General features: G+C 31.3%; 10 protein-coding genes. 6 read left to right on the top strand and 4 right to left on the bottom strand.

All coding sequences use genetic code 11. The features are described from left to right. The first annotated feature begins 1,128 nt into the window (after positions 1-1,128). Both A9G34_RS05715 and A9G34_RS05710 read left to right on the top strand, forming a co-directional pair. Positions 1,129-1,842 (top strand): helix-turn-helix domain-containing protein, encoded by a 714-nt coding sequence (locus tag A9G34_RS05715; RefSeq protein ID WP_065569182.1) that lies wholly within the window; start codon positions 1,129-1,131, stop codon positions 1,840-1,842. Between the two features lie 64 nt (positions 1,843-1,906). After that, positions 1,907-2,956 (top strand): YdgH/BhsA/McbA-like domain containing protein, encoded by a 1,050-nt coding sequence (locus tag A9G34_RS05710; RefSeq protein ID WP_065569181.1) that lies wholly within the window; start codon positions 1,907-1,909, stop codon positions 2,954-2,956. Between the two features lie 77 nt (positions 2,957-3,033). Here A9G34_RS05710 and hrpA read toward each other — a convergent pair whose 3' ends face one another. Beyond that, on the bottom strand, positions 3,034-6,912 hold the full coding sequence (gene hrpA, locus A9G34_RS05705) for an ATP-dependent RNA helicase HrpA (RefSeq protein WP_081295281.1): 3,879 nt from the start codon (positions 6,910-6,912) through the stop codon (positions 3,034-3,036). 74 nt (positions 6,913-6,986) lie between these two features. On the opposite strand from hrpA, the gene A9G34_RS05700 reads away from it, so the two are divergent. The 4 genes from A9G34_RS05700 (at position 6,987) to A9G34_RS05685 (ending at position 12,858) form a co-directional block, all read left to right on the top strand. Next, positions 6,987-7,409, top strand: coding sequence for an META domain-containing protein (locus tag A9G34_RS05700; RefSeq protein WP_065569180.1), 423 nt, complete (start codon positions 6,987-6,989; stop codon positions 7,407-7,409). Between the two features lie 314 nt (positions 7,410-7,723). After that, positions 7,724-9,136: a pyruvate kinase PykF gene (pykF, locus tag A9G34_RS05695; protein WP_034945631.1), complete on the top strand. Its 1,413-nt coding sequence runs from the start codon at positions 7,724-7,726 to the stop codon at positions 9,134-9,136. A 125-nt stretch (positions 9,137-9,261) separates the two neighbouring features. After that, positions 9,262-11,325, top strand: a complete 2,064-nt coding sequence (ppk1, locus tag A9G34_RS05690) for a polyphosphate kinase 1 (protein WP_034945634.1) — start codon at positions 9,262-9,264, stop codon at positions 11,323-11,325. 9 nt (positions 11,326-11,334) lie between these two features. Then, positions 11,335-12,858, top strand: coding sequence for a Ppx/GppA phosphatase family protein (locus tag A9G34_RS05685; RefSeq protein ID WP_065569179.1), 1,524 nt, complete (start codon positions 11,335-11,337; stop codon positions 12,856-12,858). A gap of 72 nt (positions 12,859-12,930) precedes the next feature. Here the strand turns inward: A9G34_RS05685 and A9G34_RS05680 are convergent, their stop codons facing one another. From A9G34_RS05680 to A9G34_RS05670, 3 genes are all read right to left on the bottom strand, one after another. Further along, positions 12,931-14,400: a DASS family sodium-coupled anion symporter gene (locus tag A9G34_RS05680; protein WP_034945640.1), complete on the bottom strand. Its 1,470-nt coding sequence runs from the start codon at positions 14,398-14,400 to the stop codon at positions 12,931-12,933. Positions 14,401-14,485: 85 nt separating this feature from the next. Continuing rightward, positions 14,486-15,445, bottom strand: a complete 960-nt coding sequence (locus A9G34_RS05675) for an FAD:protein FMN transferase (protein ID WP_034945643.1) — start codon at positions 15,443-15,445, stop codon at positions 14,486-14,488. 28 nt (positions 15,446-15,473) lie between these two features. Further along, on the bottom strand, positions 15,474-18,245 hold the full coding sequence (locus tag A9G34_RS05670) for a flavocytochrome c (protein WP_065569178.1): 2,772 nt from the start codon (positions 18,243-18,245) through the stop codon (positions 15,474-15,476). Positions 18,246-18,492: the final 247 nt, after the last annotated feature.

The raw sequence follows: 18,492 nt of genomic DNA, 5'->3' as shown, positions 1-18,492 counted from the left end.
AAACGTTCAGTTAATTTAAATAAAAGAAAGTAAGAAATCGAAAACACAACAAAAGTAAATATAAATAATGAAAAGCACACTAGTTCTAGTTAATAATTATACACTAATGGTAATTAATATAATATCAATTGATTTGATTGACTATTATTATTAATTAAAATAATGTTACCAGATCTATAAGTTATTTCTGTTAAGTGTTATTGTCAATTCAAACTAAAAGCTGTAGTTTGTTATTTTAGATATAGATAAAAAGAATAAATATTTAAACTAATTAATGCACACTATATTTAACATAATATACATTATTCACACATTAACATTTTGATTTATTTAATTATATTTTTATTTGAAGTTTGATTTTTAATCATAAACGTTAAATTAATAAAATTGGTTGGATTTTAATTAAAATTCAGTATTGTGAAATAATAATAGATTAGATGTGAAATTTCTAAAATCATAAGTTCAATAAATACTACAGAAATAAATGTAGGCACAAGTTTTTAATTTTGATAAAAAGTAATTTAAATCAGAATTATATATTAATATTATAAAAAATTAGTATTGATATAAAGCAGTGTCACAATTTAGCTAAGCTTAGTCTAGTAGTTGCAGATTTCCAAATATAAAATTTGTGTCTAAAGCCACAAATTTTTAAATTAGCGGCACCAATAATTTTATTGGTTGCATCTACAGAAATCACCTACGTTCATCACAGTTCGTATAATGTATATTATGTTAAATATAGTGTGCATTAATTAGTTTAAATATTTATTCTTTTTATCTATATCTAAAATAACAAACTACAGCTTTTAGTTTGAATTGACAATAACACTTAACAGAAATAACTTATAGATCTGGTAACATTATTTTAATTAATAATAATAGTCAATCAAATCAATTGATATTATATTAATTACCATTAGTGTATAATTATTAACTAGAACTAGTGTGCTTTTCATTATTTATATTTACTTTTGTTGTGTTTTCGATTTCTTACTTTCTTTTATTTAAATTAACTGAACGTTTTGTTGATTAATAATTTAAACAATATGAATTAGCTGATCGTTGTTTATTCTAGAATATACTACTTTTAGCTAGACCTGAACTTGGGCTAATGATTAATTTACTATGCAAACTATTAATAAGAATTTAAGATCAAAAAGTTATTCAGTTCCCTGCGAATTGTGCAGCATTGGTTCTTTATGCTTACCGATGTTGTTGAATAATACTTTAGAAACGATTTTAGAACGAAAAAAATCATATTCTAAAAATGAACTTTTAGTCACCAAGAATACTGAATTTACTAAACTCTATATTATTCATTCGGGAGCAGTAAAAACTTATGTTACGACACCGGATAATAAAGAACAAATTAATGGATTTTACTTGCCAGGTGATATTGTTGGATTAGATTCTATTTCTACTAAGTTATATAATAACAATATTAAAGCACTTACAAATACTTTGGTTTGTGAATTAAAATATAATGAACTTATGGCATTAGTCGAATCAAAGGAATGTGTTAGAAATATGGTGTTTAGATTATTAAGTACTGATATTTATAATTATCAAAAACTAGTTTTATTTTATTCACAGAAAAAAGCGGAAGAACGACTAGCCTATTTCATTTATTCTCTTTATAAACGTTATCAAAATCGAGGGCTTTCCTCATCAAATATAAAGCTATCCATGAGCAGAAGCGACATCGCAAATTATTTAGGGTTAACAATTGAAACCGTAAGTCGAATATTTTCTAAACTTCAAGAACAAGATATTTTGGAAGTAAAAGGAAGATATGTTTTTATAAAAAATTTAAATGCCTTAATTAGTTTAGGTAACTAATTTTTTATATGCTAGAATAGCAATAATATTATTTTAAGTCATTAAAATTGTGGGTTCATTAAATATGACAAGTTTAAAGAAGAAACTTATTGCTGTAACTATTGCAATTATTCCTATATATTCATTTGCCGCTCAACAATTAAATGAAGAGCAAGCAAATAGCATGCAATCTTTTAAACAAATATCTGTTAGAGGTGCTTTTTATACTGATAAAGATTATGTTTTAGCCATGTCGAAAGCTGCAGATAAAGAAGGAGCCTCTTCATTTTATATAACATCAACGAATATAAATCCATCCAATGATACTTTGCGTATAGTTTATGCAAAATTGTATAAATCTGACGCACCAAAAGCAGAGGAACAAGTTGATAGTCTTCGTAAATTTGAGGGTATCTATGAATATCCCAAATTTAAAGCTATACGATTAGAACCATTTGACATTGTTCGTATTAGAGGTTATTTTCCTAATGAATATGATATAAATCAAGCGATAGCAAAAGAAGCTTCTAAAAAATCAGCTTATGCTTTCTATATTGATAACCGTACAGAGCTTGGCAGTAATTTACAGATTATTGCATATCTATTTAAAAAAGATGCACCAGAACGTAAACTTCAACCTGAAAATGCTATTCCTTATGATTCAGAAGCTGGGCAATCTGCTTTAGCTCAAGGTGGAGAAGCTGCAATGCAAGTTGAGCGGCCTGGTTATTATTCTCCTTCTGCGTTTAATGAAAAGTTTTATGCTGATAAATTTAAAAATAAAATTATAGATAAAACTAAAACAGAAAATGTAAATAACACAACAATGGATTCAAAACCTATAGCAAATATACCTCCAACCTCATCTGTTGTAGCCGAACCTCAGAAAATCAATCGTTACACTGTCACACTATCTGATGGTCGAAAAATACAAGAATTAAATGATGCTACTGCAGCGAAAATGGTGCCATTTAATACAATCAAATTTAGAGGATATTACGTAACGGATCAAGAAATTTCTTATCAGGCAGGAAAGCGAGCTATTGATTCCAATGCTAAGTATTACCATATAGCCAGAATAGCACAAGACTCAAATGGACCGAATATTACCGTATTTGTGGATCTGTACCGCTAATTTTATAAGGGTACATTAGTGCCCTTTCTTTTTTTATCATCTTATGTCTATTTTATAAAAAATAGAATCAAATTATCTTATAACGCGAGTTTTACCGCCTCTATTTTTTGTTTAATTCTTTTAGCAGAAACTTGATATGGCGTTCCGATTTGCTGAGCAAATAAATTGACTCTTAATTCTTCAATCATCCAACGGATATCAGTCACTTTTGTATCTAATCGTTGATTCTTTTGTAGACTATTAACCCAATTATCATACTGATTCTGAACATCTTCTATAATGCTCATTGATTGTCTATCTCTTGCCATATTTTGAAATAATTTTTCAATTCTTTTCTCAATTGCCGATAAATATCGATAGATATCATTCAATCTTTTATAACCTGATTGAGCAACAAATCCTTTATAAACCAATTTGTTAAGTTGCTGTTTAATATCTGACAAGGCAAATGCTAAAGATAAATCAACGCGCCCTTTTAACTTTTTATTAATGCTAAAATGCAAAGTTAGTATTGATTCGACTTGCTTAGCAATATCAACAACTATTTCATTAATATGAGTTTTAGTATAATCAAGTAATTGCTGATAATCATTAGCTGAATGTATTGCTTTATTATTTGTTTCAATTAAATAATCAACACCACAAGCAATACAATCATCAATAAGCATTAACACGTTACCAAACGAATTAAAATATAAACTTAATTTCGATTTATTGGGTAATTTTTCATGTAAATACTTGATTGGTGAGGGAATGTTAAGCATTAATAAACGTCTTAAACCTAATTTAGTTAATCTTTGTTGCTCTGATTGATTATCAACTAACTTTATACTTACGGAATTTTGATTATCAATAATTGCTGGATAAGCCTTAACTGTATAGTTTTTTTGTTTTTCTTCATAAACATCAGGAAGTTTTCCAAATGTCCAATCGGTCAAATTATTTTGCTCAATTGAGTTATCTTTTTTATTAATAGTAATAGATGACAAAACTTGTTCAAGTTGAGTTTTGAGTTGCTGTTTTAGCATATCAAGATCTTTACTTGAAGCAATTTCGTTATTATTACTATCAATAATACTAAAATTCATTTTTAAGTATTCAGGTACTTGTTCTAATTGCCAATTTTCTGATGTAATTTTCACACCAGTCATTTTATGAAATTCATTTTCTAAGCATTCAAGAAGTGGTTTTTCTGTGGTATCTACCCTACCTAAAAATACATCTGCATAATTTGGTGCAGGGACAAGGTTTCGTCGTAAAGATTTAGGCAATGATTTGATTAATGCAATTATTAAATCTTTTCTAAAACCTGGCACTTGCCAATCGAATCCCCTGTTTTTAATTTGGTTTAAGATATCAAGCGGAATTTTTATAGTGACACCGTCACGGTTATGACCAATATCAAACTGATAACTAAGTGCTAGCTTAAAATGATCTTGATACCAGAAATCAGGAAAATCATTTAAGTTAATTAATTGTGCTGATTGCCTGATCAGCATCTCTTTTTGTACATTAAGATAATTAGGATCAGATTTTTGCTTCAGCTTCCACCATTTATCAAAATGTCTAGATGAAATAACGGATTTATCTATGCGTTTATCATAGAAATCAAATAATTCATCACCATCAATTAAAATATCCTGGCGACGCGATTTATGTTCTAAATCTTCAACTTCATTAATCAATTTTTGATTTTGCTTGTAAAATTTATGACTTGTTAACCAAGCACCTTCGACTAATGCATGCCGAATAAACAGAGTGCGACTTAAAATAGGATCAATTTTACTGTAATTTACTATTCTATTAGTAACAATTGGTAATCCAAATAAAATTACTTTTTCGTTTGCTATTGTTGTGCCCTGCTTTTTAGACCACCTAGGTTCGTTATAGTTATATTTCACTAAATGTTTAGCTATAGGTTCAATCCATTCAGCTTCAATTTTTGCTGCTGTTCTCCCCCATAATCTATTTGTTTCAACAAGTTCACTAGCAATACACCATTTAGGTTGGTTTTTGAAAAGCGCTGAATTAGGAAAAATTGCAAATTTGATATTACGTGCACCGATATACTCACGCTTTTCAAGCTCTTTCATTCCAATATGAGATAGTAAACCGCTCAGTAACGAGATATGTAATGAATTATAATCAGCTGCTTTACTATTAATCGGAAATGCTAATTGTTTAATGGTTTGTCTAATTTGCGTATAGACATCTTGCCATTCTCGAATTCGAAGATAATTTAAAAACTCTTTTTGGCATAATCGTCTAAATTGATTTCCTGATAATATGTTCTGCTGTTCTTTAATGTAGTTCCATAGATTAATTAAAGAAATAAAATCGGACTCTTTATCAACAAAACGACGATGTTTCTCATCAGAAGCTTGCTGTTTATCAAAAGGTCTTTCTCTTGGATCTTGAATTGATAAAGCAGCAGTAATTATCATTATTTCTTTAATGCACCCCAAGCGTCTTGCTTCAACCAACATTCTGGCTAGTCTTGGATCAATAGGTAGTTGTGCTAAAATTTTACCTATTTCAGTTAAATGATATCGATTATGTTTGGTATGAATTGCGCTAAGTTCTTCTAATAACCGAATGCCATCACGAATATATTTTGAATCGGGTGGTTGAACAAAAGGAAAAGCAGCAATATCACCTAATCCCAATGATGTCATCTGTAATATTACGGAAGCCAAATTAGTACGTAATATTTCGGGTTCGGTAAATTCGGGACGAGATAAAAAATCTTGTTCATCATATAAACGTATGCAGATACCATTAGATGTTCGCCCACAACGTCCTTTACGCTGATTGGCAGAGGCCTGTGATATTGGTTCAATCGGTAAACGCTGAACTTTAGTTCGATAGCTATAACGACTAATTCTGGCTAAACCCGAATCGATCACATATTTAATGCCAGGAACGGTTAACGATGTTTCAGCCACATTAGTTGCAAGGACAATTCGACGTTTAGTATGCGATTGAAAAATTCGATTTTGTTCTGATGCTGATAATCTTGCATATAAAGGTAAAATATCTGTATGACGAAGATCTAATTTATTTAGTATATCAGCAAGATCCCGAATTTCTCTTTCACCTGTCAAAAAAATCAGTATATCTCCATAACTTTCTGCTGACAGTTCATCAATTGCATCAATAATGGGTTGAAAATCACTATTTTTATCGTTTGAATTATCATCATTATCCAATATCGGTGGTCGATACCTAACTTCAACGGGATAAGTTCTCCCCGATACTTCAATAATTGGTGCTTGATTAAAATGTTCTGAAAACCGTTCTACATCAATAGTTGCTGATGTTATAATAACTTTTAAATCAGGACGCTTAGGTAATAATTGTTTAAGGTAACCTAGAATAAAATCAATATTCAAACTACGTTCATGGGCTTCGTCAATAATAATAGTATCGTATTGTAATAACAGTTTGTCTTTCTGAATTTCAGCAAGCAATATACCGTCAGTCATCAATTTAATAAGTGTTGTGTCACTGACATGATCAGAAAATCTAACCTTGAAACCAACTAAATGCCCTACTTCTGTTTTTAGCTCTTCAGCAAGACGATTGGCTATTGAACGAGCCGCTAACCGGCGTGGTTGGGTATGACCAATATAGCCTTTGATTCCTAAGCCTAATTCTAAACAGATTTTGGGAATTTGTGTGGTTTTACCTGAGCCAGTTTCACCCGCAATTATGACTACTTGATGATGTTTAATTGCGTCATAAATTTCTTGTTTTTTTTCAACAACAGGTAAATTATTAGGATATATAATTTGATTTGGCAATGATCTTAATCTAGTTTGATAATGTGACACAGCTTGAGTTATGTCTAAATCAATTTCAACTATATTCTGGCTGTTTTTAAACAATCTTAAAATTTTATTCTTATCCAAGAAAGTCATTGATTCTAAAAATTTTAATTGCTGTTGAGATAACATAAAGAGTAAAATAATACCATCAAATTTTGTATAAAATTAATTATAACAAACTTTACCTATCATTAGGAGTGAATATGAAAAAGACATTAATACTTACCACAACGCTATTTGCTAGTGCTTTAATTTTGTCTGGCTGTGGTGAAACTAATAAAATAAAAGCAGAAGATCTTACTCATCATCGTTTTGTGCTAATAAAAGCAAATGGACAAGATGTTCCTGTTGATAAAGAAGCTGAAATAGAATTTGGCGAAAACATGAACATCATTGGAAAAATGTGTAATAGATTTGTTGCTAAAGTAACATTGGAAAACGAAAAAATCAAAGCTCCTGGTGTTGGTATGACAAAAATGATTTGCAATGATGATCAACTAGATAAATTAGATGGTATTATCACAAAACTAATAACAGAAGGGGCAACAATAAGCCTGAATAAAGAGCAGTTAACTTTAAAGAACCAGGAAAATGAACTTATTTATCAACTCAAAGATTTAATGTAACCCATTTAGAAACATCTTGTAAATAAACATCAAAACCAAGATGTTTCTCTTCTTAATTTTCATCAAAGACAATCCCTAGTTATTGATAAAAAACTTTATTTAAAATGTAGTTAAGACTATAATATACCCAGTTTTTAAAGAATCTAAATTTTTGATGAAAATAGTTAATTTTTCAAATATTGTATGTAAAAAAGTGACCTCTATCAGTTACTTATACCCTTTTATATGCCAATGCGTCAGCATTGGTTTTTTTTTGCGCAAATTCAGTTTATTTAAAATTTAAACATTAACCTTAACTATTAGTAGATAATATCATGAAAAAAACAAAAATTGTTTGTACTATAGGACCTAAATCGGAATCTAAAGAGATGCTAGCAAAGTTATTAAATGCAGGAATGAATGTTATGCGTTTAAACTTTTCTCATGGCGATTATCAAGAGCATGGTAATCGAATAAAAAACTTACGTGAAGTAATGCAAGAGACAGGTTTAAAAGCAGCTATCATGCTTGATACAAAAGGTCCTGAAATTCGCACTATTAAATTGGAAGGCGGGAATGACGTTTCGCTAGTTGCAGGTCAAACTTTTACCTTTACAACTGATGAATCAGTGATTGGAAACTCTGAGCGTGTTGCTGTTACATATAAAGGTTTTGCTCAAGATCTTAAACCAGGTAATCGTGTATTAGTTGATGATGGCTTGATTGCTATGGAAGTAAGAGAAATCAAAGGCAACGAAGTTGTTTGTACTGTTTTGAATAATGGTGATTTGGGTGAAAATAAAGGGATTAACTTACCTGGTGTTTCCATTAAATTACCCGCTTTAGCTGAAAAAGATAAAAATGATCTTATTTTTGGCTGTGAACAAGGCGTTGATTTTATTGCTGCTTCATTTATTCGTAAAGGTTCAGATGTTGAAGATATTCGTAACCACTTAAAAGCTCACGGTGGTGAAGATATAAAAATTATCTCTAAAATCGAAAATCAAGAAGGCTTAGATAATTTTGATGAAATTCTTAAAGCCTCTGATGGTATCATGGTTGCACGTGGTGATTTAGGCGTGGAAATTGCTGTAGAAGAAGTTATTTTTGCTCAAAAAATGATGATTCAAAAATGTAATAAAGCCTCAAAACCTGTTATTACAGCAACACAAATGCTTGATTCAATGATTAAAAACCCTCGTCCTACTCGTGCTGAAGCTGGGGATGTTGCGAATGCAATTATTGATGGTACAGATGCTGTCATGCTTTCTGGTGAAAGTGCTAAAGGTAAATACCCCCTTGAAACTGTTAATGTTATGGCGACTATTTGCACTCGAACTGATATTACAATTCCTGCTTCTTTAGAATTAACTTCGAAAGAAGAACCCCCTCGTATAACTGCGGCTGTTAGTTGTGGCGCTGTCGAAATAGCTGAACGTTTAAATGCACCATTAATTGTCGTTGCTACTCGCAGTGGGAAATCAGCTCGTGAAGTTCGCCATTATTTTCCTAAAGCGCGTATTTTGGCACTTTCTTCAAGCCAAAAAACAGTTAATCAGCTAGCATTAACTAAAGGTGTTGAACCAATTTTAATTGATTCAATTAATTCTACTGATGATTTCTATCGTTTAGGTAAAGAAATGGCGGTTAAAAATTGTGGATTAAAAAAAGGTGATATAATTGTAATGGTTTCTGGTGCATTAGTACCAAGTGGTACAACTAATACAACATCAGTTCACCGAATTTAAGAATTCATAATAAAACTTAATTTCTTTGAATATTTATCTTAAAAGCTAGCTATCAGCTAGCTTTTTTTATAACTTAAGTTATTCTGTAACACATAGTTGCAATTATGTATTGAAAGAGATAAAAAATGATAGAAGAAAAAGTGTATTTACCAAAAGAGTTAAGCTGGCTGGCTTTTAATCAAAGAGTTCTGCAAGAAGCAGCTGACAAAAGTAATCCACTTATCGAGAGGGTTCGTTTTTTAGGTATATATTCAAGCAATTTGGATGAATTTTATAAAGTTCAATTTGCTAATTTAAAAAAATATGTATTAATCGAACAAGAACAAGGTCATACCTCTACTTCCAATGCTAAACAATTGTTACGGCAAGTTAATCAAAAAGTAATTCAGCTTGAATTACAGTTTGATCAACTTTATAACGAACTATTATTAGAAATGGCTAGAAATCAAATTTTTCTGATTAATGAAAGACAGCTTTCATCTTATCAAGAAGATTGGATTAAAAATTATTATAAACAGAATCTGCAACAATATATCACTCCTATTTTGTTAGATAGCCATACTGAATTGATTCAATTTTTAAAAGATGATCATGCTTATCTTGCAGTGGAAATTATCTGTAAAGAGAATGTTAGTTATGCATTACTTGAATTACCGACAGGTCATGCCCCTCGTTTTGTTTTATTACCATCCGAAACTTCAACCAAAAATAAATCTATTATCTTTTTAGATAATATTTTACGTTATTGTTTATCAGACATATTTAAAGTTTTTTTTGATGCTACTGAATTAAACGCTTATTCTATCAATATTAATCGTGATGCGGAATATGAATTAAATACAGAACTAAATAGTTTAATAGAGCTGATGTCACAGGGTTTAAAACAACGATTAACAGCACAACCTGTCCGTTTTACTTACCAAAAAGATATGCCTAAAGCCCTGTTTGAGCTCTTAATAAATAAATTGAGACTAACTGAACAAGAAGCAATGCCTGGTGGTCGGTATCCTAATTTCAAAGATTTAATAAATTTTCCTGATTTAGGTGGTAAGAATTTATTAAATAAACGCTTACCAAGCCTTGCATATAATCGTTTTAAACAGTTTCGTAATGCATTTGCAACAATAAAAGATCGTGATGTATTGCTTTATTATCCTTATTATTCATTTGGTCATGTATTAGAAATAATGCGACAAGCATCATTCGATCCAGCGGTTACTCATATTCGAATGAATATTTATCGTGTTGCAAAAGATTCTCGTTTTATCCATGCAGCTATTAATGCAGCTAATAATGGAAAAAAAGTAACAGTTGTTGTCGAATTACAAGCTCGTTTTGATGAAGAGGCCAATATAAAATGGGCTAAACGATTAATTAGTAGTGGAATAAAAGTTATTTATTCGCAGCCTAAACTGAAAATTCATGCTAAACTTTTCTTAATAGATCGCCGTGAAGAAGATAAAATAGTTCGCTATGCTCATGTTGGATCAGGAAATTTTAATGAAAAAACAGCCCGAATTTATACTGATTTTTCACTATTAACTGCAGATCAAGCTATTACTGATGAAGTAATTAAAGTTTTCAATTTTATTGAAAATCCATTCAAACCTGTTTCATTTAACCATTTACTTGTTTCTCCTCAAAATACACGTTTACGATTTTATGAATTTATTGAACGTGAAATAACTAATGCCAAAGCAGGTAAAAGCGCAGGTATCTATCTAAAACTTAATGCTATTACCGATAAAGATATGATAGATCAACTCTATCGAGCATCTTGTTCAGGAGTAAAAATCAGAATGGTTGTTAGAGGAACTTGTGTTTTAATTCCACAAATACCAAATTTAAGCGAAAACATCTATATTACCAGTATTGTCGATCAATATTTAGAACATGCACGTGTTTATATCTTTGAAAATAATGGAAAAAAAGATACCTTTATTTCATCAGCTGATTGGATGCCACGAAATTTAGACAATCGAATTGAAGTAGGTGTGAAAATCTTCGATCCTATTTTGAAATCGACTATCCATGATATTTTCAACATTCAATGTAAAGATAACATAAAAGCTCGAGTTATTGATAAAGATAATATGAATAACTATGCTCAAAGAGGTAATAAGAAAAAAATTAGAGCCCAGCATGCTATCTATGATTATTTAAAACAATTAGAAGCCAGCCATAAATAAGGGGCAAATATGAATAAATTTAATGAATATGCAGTAGTGGATCTTGGTTCTAATAGTTTTCATATGATTATTGTGCGTAATATTAATGGTGCTACACAAATTATTTATAAAAATAAAAAAAATATTCATTTGGCAACAGGTTTAAATGAAAAAAATGAATTGAGTGAATCAAGTATCATGCGAGGTATAGAATGTTTAGCATTATTTGCTGAAAGATTAAATGGTTTTCCACCAGAAAACGTTAGAGTTGTTGGAACTTATACTTTGCGAGTAGCAAAAAATCGCCATAAATTTTTAATGGCGGCAGCTAAAGTATTCCCCTTTCCTGTTGAAATAATTTCAGGCCAAGAAGAAGCTCGCCTGGTTTACTTAGGTACAATGACATCTGAACCTACATCTTCTACTGATACTAAATTTGTGATAGATATAGGTGGAGGTTCCACCGAAATAGCTGTTGGTAAAGGTAATGATCTTAAACCTTTAATCGTCACAAGCCATTCAATGGGATGTGTTACTTATACAAAGCGTTTTTTCCCAGAAAAAAAAATTGATGCTATATCATTTCAGCGTGCTAAATTAGCAGCTGAACAACAAATTGAAAATATAATTAATACAATAAAAAAACAAAATATTACCGTTTCATTTGGTACTTCAGGTACAATCAAAAGTATTTGTAACATATTACTCGATCTTGGTGTTAATGATAGTATAATTACACCTAAGAGGTTAAATTATTTGATTAGCTATATTTTAGAGTTTAAATCTTTCCACGATATAAAATATCCGTCTCTTTCTGAAGATCGAAAAAATGTATTTGTCAGTGGTCTTGCAATATTTGCTGGTGTGTTTAACGCATTGGGCCTAAAGGAATTACAATTTAGCCCTTGTGCATTACGAGAAGGTGTATTATATGAACTTATTGATGGGCAGAATTATCCTGATATAAGACAAAATACGGCTGAATCATTAGCTCAACATTACAACATCGATCAGCATCATGCACAACAAGTTGTTAAAACTACAAATTATTTCTTTTTGCAATGGCAAAAACAGGTGTCCATTTGTATATCGGAAAATCTCGAAACAATTTTATATTGGGCAGCACAATTGCATGAAGTTGGATTAAAAATAAATTTTTCTTCCGTTCATAAACATTCGAGCTATATTTTAAAAAATAGTAACCTTCCTGGTTTTAATGAAGAGCAACAGTTACTTTTATCGACTCTTGTTCGTTATCATAGAAAATCAGTAAATATTAATGATTTTCCATATTTTAGCCTATTTGAATATAAGCATATTATTTCAATGCTACAGATACTTAGGTTATCTATACTTATTAATAATCAACGAAATACCGATCTCGACCTAAGTGCATTTCATTTAAAAATAACAAAAAATAAACTCTGGGAAATAACATTAAATATTAGCCAAAAATTTGTTGAAAATAATAAATTGATATTGCTTGATCTAGAACAAGAGAAAAAATATTGGGAACTAGTGAATGACTGGAAATTATCGATAAGAATTTTTTAGTTAATTCTAAACTGTCATAACAATAAGTATTGCTAATAGAATAGCAATACTTATTGTTAAGTAGGCTATTTTCTAATTAGTCACTCCTAGATCAATAATACTCCACCATAGAAGACCAACAGTAAAAACAATAAATAAATTCACAACACTACAAACAAATCCAACTTTCCACCATGTTTTAACTGGAACAAAACCCTCTGCAAATAATAGCGGATTTCTTGCATTAGCAAATTGTGTAATAGAACCAAAATAATTTGTACAGATAACTAAAGCAAAAATAGCAATCATTTCTGGCACCCCTAGTGTAATTGCTACAGATAAAAATACAGGGAATAACGCAGCGATATGCGCATTTCCACTGGCGAAAAAATAGTGTAAATAAACATAAGCAATACATAAAACAATTAAAACAACGACCCAGCTACTTTCACCTAAATGACCTTGAACGGCATTGCCAATTGTATTGCCTAGCCATTTTGTTACACCAAGTTTATTTACTTGTCCTGCCATCATCAATAATGCTGCAAACCAAATCAATGTATCCCAAGCGGCTTTTTCCCCTTTAATGTCATCCCAACTTAACACACCAGCTAAAATCAAAATGGTCAAACCAATAAATGCAGTAGTTGTTGAATCAATACCAAAGTTTTTACCGGCAATCCAAAGTACTAATAATAGAACAACTGTTAAACCCATAATGATTTCTTTGGCAGTAATTGCCCCCATTTTTTTTAGCTCTTCAGCCGCTAATTTTGATGCTTCTGGTGTTTTTTTAAGTTCAGGATTGGTTAAAAAGTAAATTACCAAAGGAATTACAATGAATGATACTAAACAAGGTATAATTGATGCTAAAAACCATTGCCCCCAACCTAATGTAATATTTAATGAAGTTGTTACTAATTTAGCAGCTAATAGGTTTCCTGTAAAAGCAGTTAAAAACATAGCAGAGGTAATGTCATTTACATGGCTAATTGTTAACATTAAGAATGTACCAATGCGGTTTCTTGACTCATCTTTTGGGCTAGATTTGAAATTAATCGCTAAGGCTTCAGCAATAGGATAAATTACGCCGCCAGCACGCGCGGTTGTACTTGGAATAGCTGGAGCTAAAGCAACATCAGTAACTGATAAACCATAGGCCAGTCCTAAAGTGTTTTTACCTAACAATTTAACAAGATAATAAGCAATTCGTTTACTTAGTCCTGTTTTAATAAAGCCCCGCGCAATCATAAACGCAATAACAATTAACCAAATTAAACTACTGTTTAATTCACTTAATGCTATTTTGATTGCATCAGTAGCACTACCTGCACCAGATGGTCTTAAAACAGCAAATATTGTTATAGCTAAAAGACCAATAGCGCCTATTGGCATTATTTCAGCAACGATACAAGCAATAGTTGCAACGAAAATAATACTAGTTTGCCAACCCTGAATACTGATTCCTTCTGGAGGTGTAACCATTAACCATAACACAGCTGAAATGGCAGCAATAATTATGAGTGGCAGCCATTTTACTGGCATTTTTTTTACTATGTTCATAGTTTTTTCCTTCTAATTTAAAAATTATCAATCTATAACCAAATTCTATTCTCAGACAATAACAGGTTAATTTGCCAGCTATTTTTTAAACTATTTCATATTCATCATCTAAAAGTTGAAAAGAAAAATTATCACAATTTACTAATTTTATAGTTTTATTTTTTAATAAAAATATTGCTGATAAATGTCTATTTTTTTTCAAATATTCACTTCCTTTTAAAACTCCTAATCCATATAAAATAGTTGAATAAATATCGCCTTCTAGTGAGGTATTAGAAATAATTGTGACGCTTTCTAATTCATTATTTAGTGGGTATCCCGTTAATGGATTAAATATATGATGATAGAGAATATCATTTTGCATAAAAAAGCGCTCATAGATACCAGAAGTAACAATTGATTTATTTTTTACCTTAACAATTCCTGCTAATTCATTATGATGAGAAAATGGTTTTCTTAACCCAACATGCCAATAACCATTATCATTTATTGGGGAATGACCTAATGTAAGAACATTACCACCTAAATTAATGATAGCCTGATAAATATGATATTGATGTAAAATATGCTTAACTACATCAGCTATATAACCTTTAGCAATTGCACCTAAATCAATTTTCATACCTGCTTTTTTCAAAAATACAGAATATGTATTTGCATCGAGTTCAATATATCGAGGATTGGTTAACAAGAGTTGTTGCTTAATTTGCTCAGAGTTTGGCACTTGGTATCCTTTAAATCCAATTTTCCATAGTTTTACAACTGGTCCAATTGCCAAATTAAAATAATCAGTGAAATGTAAACTTACTTTAACTGCTTGTTCAATAAGAGAATACACTGGTGGACTCACTTTAACTGGATGTTGACCTGCAGCTAAATTAATTGACATTACTTCTGATTCAGGACGATTAACTGTCAATTTATCTTCAAGTATTTTAATAGAATTAAAAACGGTTTGGGCAGCGATTTCATCAGGTTCGAAAAGTGTTAATGAAACCTCTGTTCCCATTAAAGTTTGAGTATATTTATAGCTCGAACTTGCCATATTAAATTAGTTCAACTACTGAAATAAATTAACTATTAATATAATCTGTGGCTTTTTTACCAGCTTGAATACCAAATATTATGATATCAGCAACAGCATTTCCACCAATACGATTTGCTCCGTGAATACCTCCTACAACTTCACCTGCCGCAAACACACCTTGAATTACTTTTTTATGAGTATCTAGTACTTGTGTTTGTGTATTAATCGTCACACCGCCCATAGTATGATGAACTCCCGGAGCTATTTTAATAGCATAAAACGGCCCTTTATTGATAGGGTGGCGCATACCTGTTGTTCTTCCAAAATCTTCATCTTTTTTATTTTCGGCAAATTGGTTATAACGGGCCACTGTTCTAGTCAAAGTTTTGCTATCAATAGATAGTTTCTGTGCCAATTCTTCTATGGTATTAGCTTGAGTAACAAGCTCGTGTGAAACATACTCTTCAACATTCTTATTTTCATCCCGAATTTGCTGATCAAATAAAATATAAGAATAATGTTCAGGTAATTTGATAATCTCAGCCGAGACCTTATCACGAGTATCAAGCTCATTGATAAATCGTTGACCGCTTTGTGAAACTAAAATAGCTCCACCACCACGTATAGATTCAGAAATTAAATATGAGGTCGTTTGTTCAACCGTTGGATGGATTTGGATTTCTCCCATATCAACAGTACCAGCGCCAAGCTTTTCCAAAATTACAATACCAGAACCGGTTGCTCCTTTATGATTGGTAGTTACAAAACCCTTAAGATCAGGACGATATTTTTCAACCATTTTTTCATTAGCACTGAAACCTCCAGTGGCAATAATTACTGCTTTGGTTTTAATAGTTTGGCTAGAGCCATCTTCTTCTAAAATTTTCACTCCCACTACTTTATGGTTTTCTGTAATAATTTCAGTTACGGAAGTTTCTAACATAACTTCAATGCCACGTTTATTAATATTTTTTACCAATCCGCTAATCAAAAATCCCCCCACAGCCGCACCATTGGCAGGGCGATGAGTTCGATCTATACTCATTCCACCAGTAGTTGTAATGCCACTTAGTTCTATACCATTATCATCTAACCAATTTATTGCATTAGGTGCATTATCAACAAAATAACGGAGTAGATCAGTGTTATTTTTATTTTTACCACCTGCCAGCGTTTCTTTATAAAATAGATCTTTGCTATCTACAATGCCTTTAAGTTTTTGAAATTTCGTTTCTGCTGCGTTCATACCAGCTGATGCTTTATTTGTGTTTCCGCCAATTACTGGCATTTTTTCAATAATAATAACATTTGCTCCGAGATCATAAGCTTGAATAGCAGCAGCTAAGCCTGCTCCACCACTGCCTACGACAACAACATCGTAAGATTTATCGTTAGGATCCCCTCCTTCAGCTAGAATTGCTTCTTTGTTAGATTTTGCCATAGCTTTTGTTACGGCTTTCTTAAATGCCTCACATTGCGTGGTTGCACCAGAAATTGCATCAACATGTGGGCTATTAGAATCGATAATTCGACTTTTGATAGCAGCAAAATTATTTAACACTTCATTATTAAATTCATTTGCATTGATTAATTTTAAATCTTTGATGAAGTCTTTACCTAATTCAACATTAATCAAAAACTCATAAGTTTCATCATTAACTTTTTCCTGATAATTGCCAGGTTTGAATTTTTTAACATTGAGATTAACATCACGAATTAAGCTTTCAACAAGTGAAAAATGCCATAGAGGTTCTGGAATATTGAGTGCTTCACGCTTATCACTATTTATCGTTAATTCTAATGTTTCTCCTTTCTTTATACGATTAACCCAATCTGGATAGGCAATGCAAGCTCGACCAACAGCAACTAAATCATAGCCATTATCGATTGCAGTATCAATATCACTTTTATTAACAACATTACCAACACCAACAACCGGAATTTTAGCTAATACATCAGAACGCATCGCAATGAACTTCTTGATTAATGGTGTTGGATCTTGAGTATCAACAATCGATGATCTAAGGGTTGTTCCCATTGAAAAATGAACATAATCAAGTCCTTTTTTAGCTAATTTTTCAAGTAAATACATTGTGTCATCAAAACGAATACCTGGGACTTCTAATTCTTCCGGAGAGAAACGATAACCAACAATAAACTCTGAGGATGCATATTGTTTTGCCATGCTATGAGTGATATCTAAAACTGCTAATGGAAATTGAGTGCGATTATCACGACTACCACCCCACTTATCATCTCGTTGATTTGAATTTGGGGAGTAGAATTGTTGAATAAGATAAGTATTTGCACCGTGAATTTCGACACCATCAAATCCTGCTTCGATAGCACGTCGTACAGCTTGACCAAATTTATCGACCATTTCATCTACTTCATTAGCCGTTAGTGCTATTGGAGTTGCAGCGCCAGGACGTGGTGCTGCTATTGCACTTGGTCCTACAGGCAATTGTCCACCAATCAATTTTGGCTCAACCATGCGACCACCATGGTAAACTTGAATAACCGCTTTGGATCCTTTTTCTTTGATTGCTTTTGCAACCTTTGCTAATCCTTCAATTTTGTCATCGCTATCTAATCCAATAGCACCAGGAAAAGCTAATCCTTTATTATCTACAAAGCCACATTCAACGATAATAGTACCAATTTCACCTGCTCTTGCTTGATAGTATTCTATTAAATCTTGTGTGACAGAGCCTTCATGAAAGCCAGAACAAGTCGTCATCGGAGCCATCATTATACGATTTTTTAGCTCAACACCGTTGGGTAATGTGAATGCACTAAATATGTCTTTATTTTCCATTTTAATATACCTAATTATTTTATTTTGATTCAATTACTAACTTTAATAATAACATTACTTATTCTGATACTCCACTTACTTTAGTTTCAAAAATGTACTAACGTATCAATTTTGAGAAATAATATTTCTTATATTTATTAAAGAATTATGTAACAATTTATTCTTTTAGCAGTGATTTTTAGTTATTTTATCAGTTGAATTTGCCAAGCATTGTTTAAACCTACGCATAAAAATCTAAAAAAAAACA

The sequence above is a fragment of the Gilliamella sp. Choc4-2 genome (assembly GCF_001690355.1).
Lineage (GTDB): Bacteria > Pseudomonadota > Gammaproteobacteria > Enterobacterales > Orbaceae > Gilliamella > Gilliamella apicola_A.
This window is presented reverse-complemented; position numbering and strand designations above follow the sequence as displayed.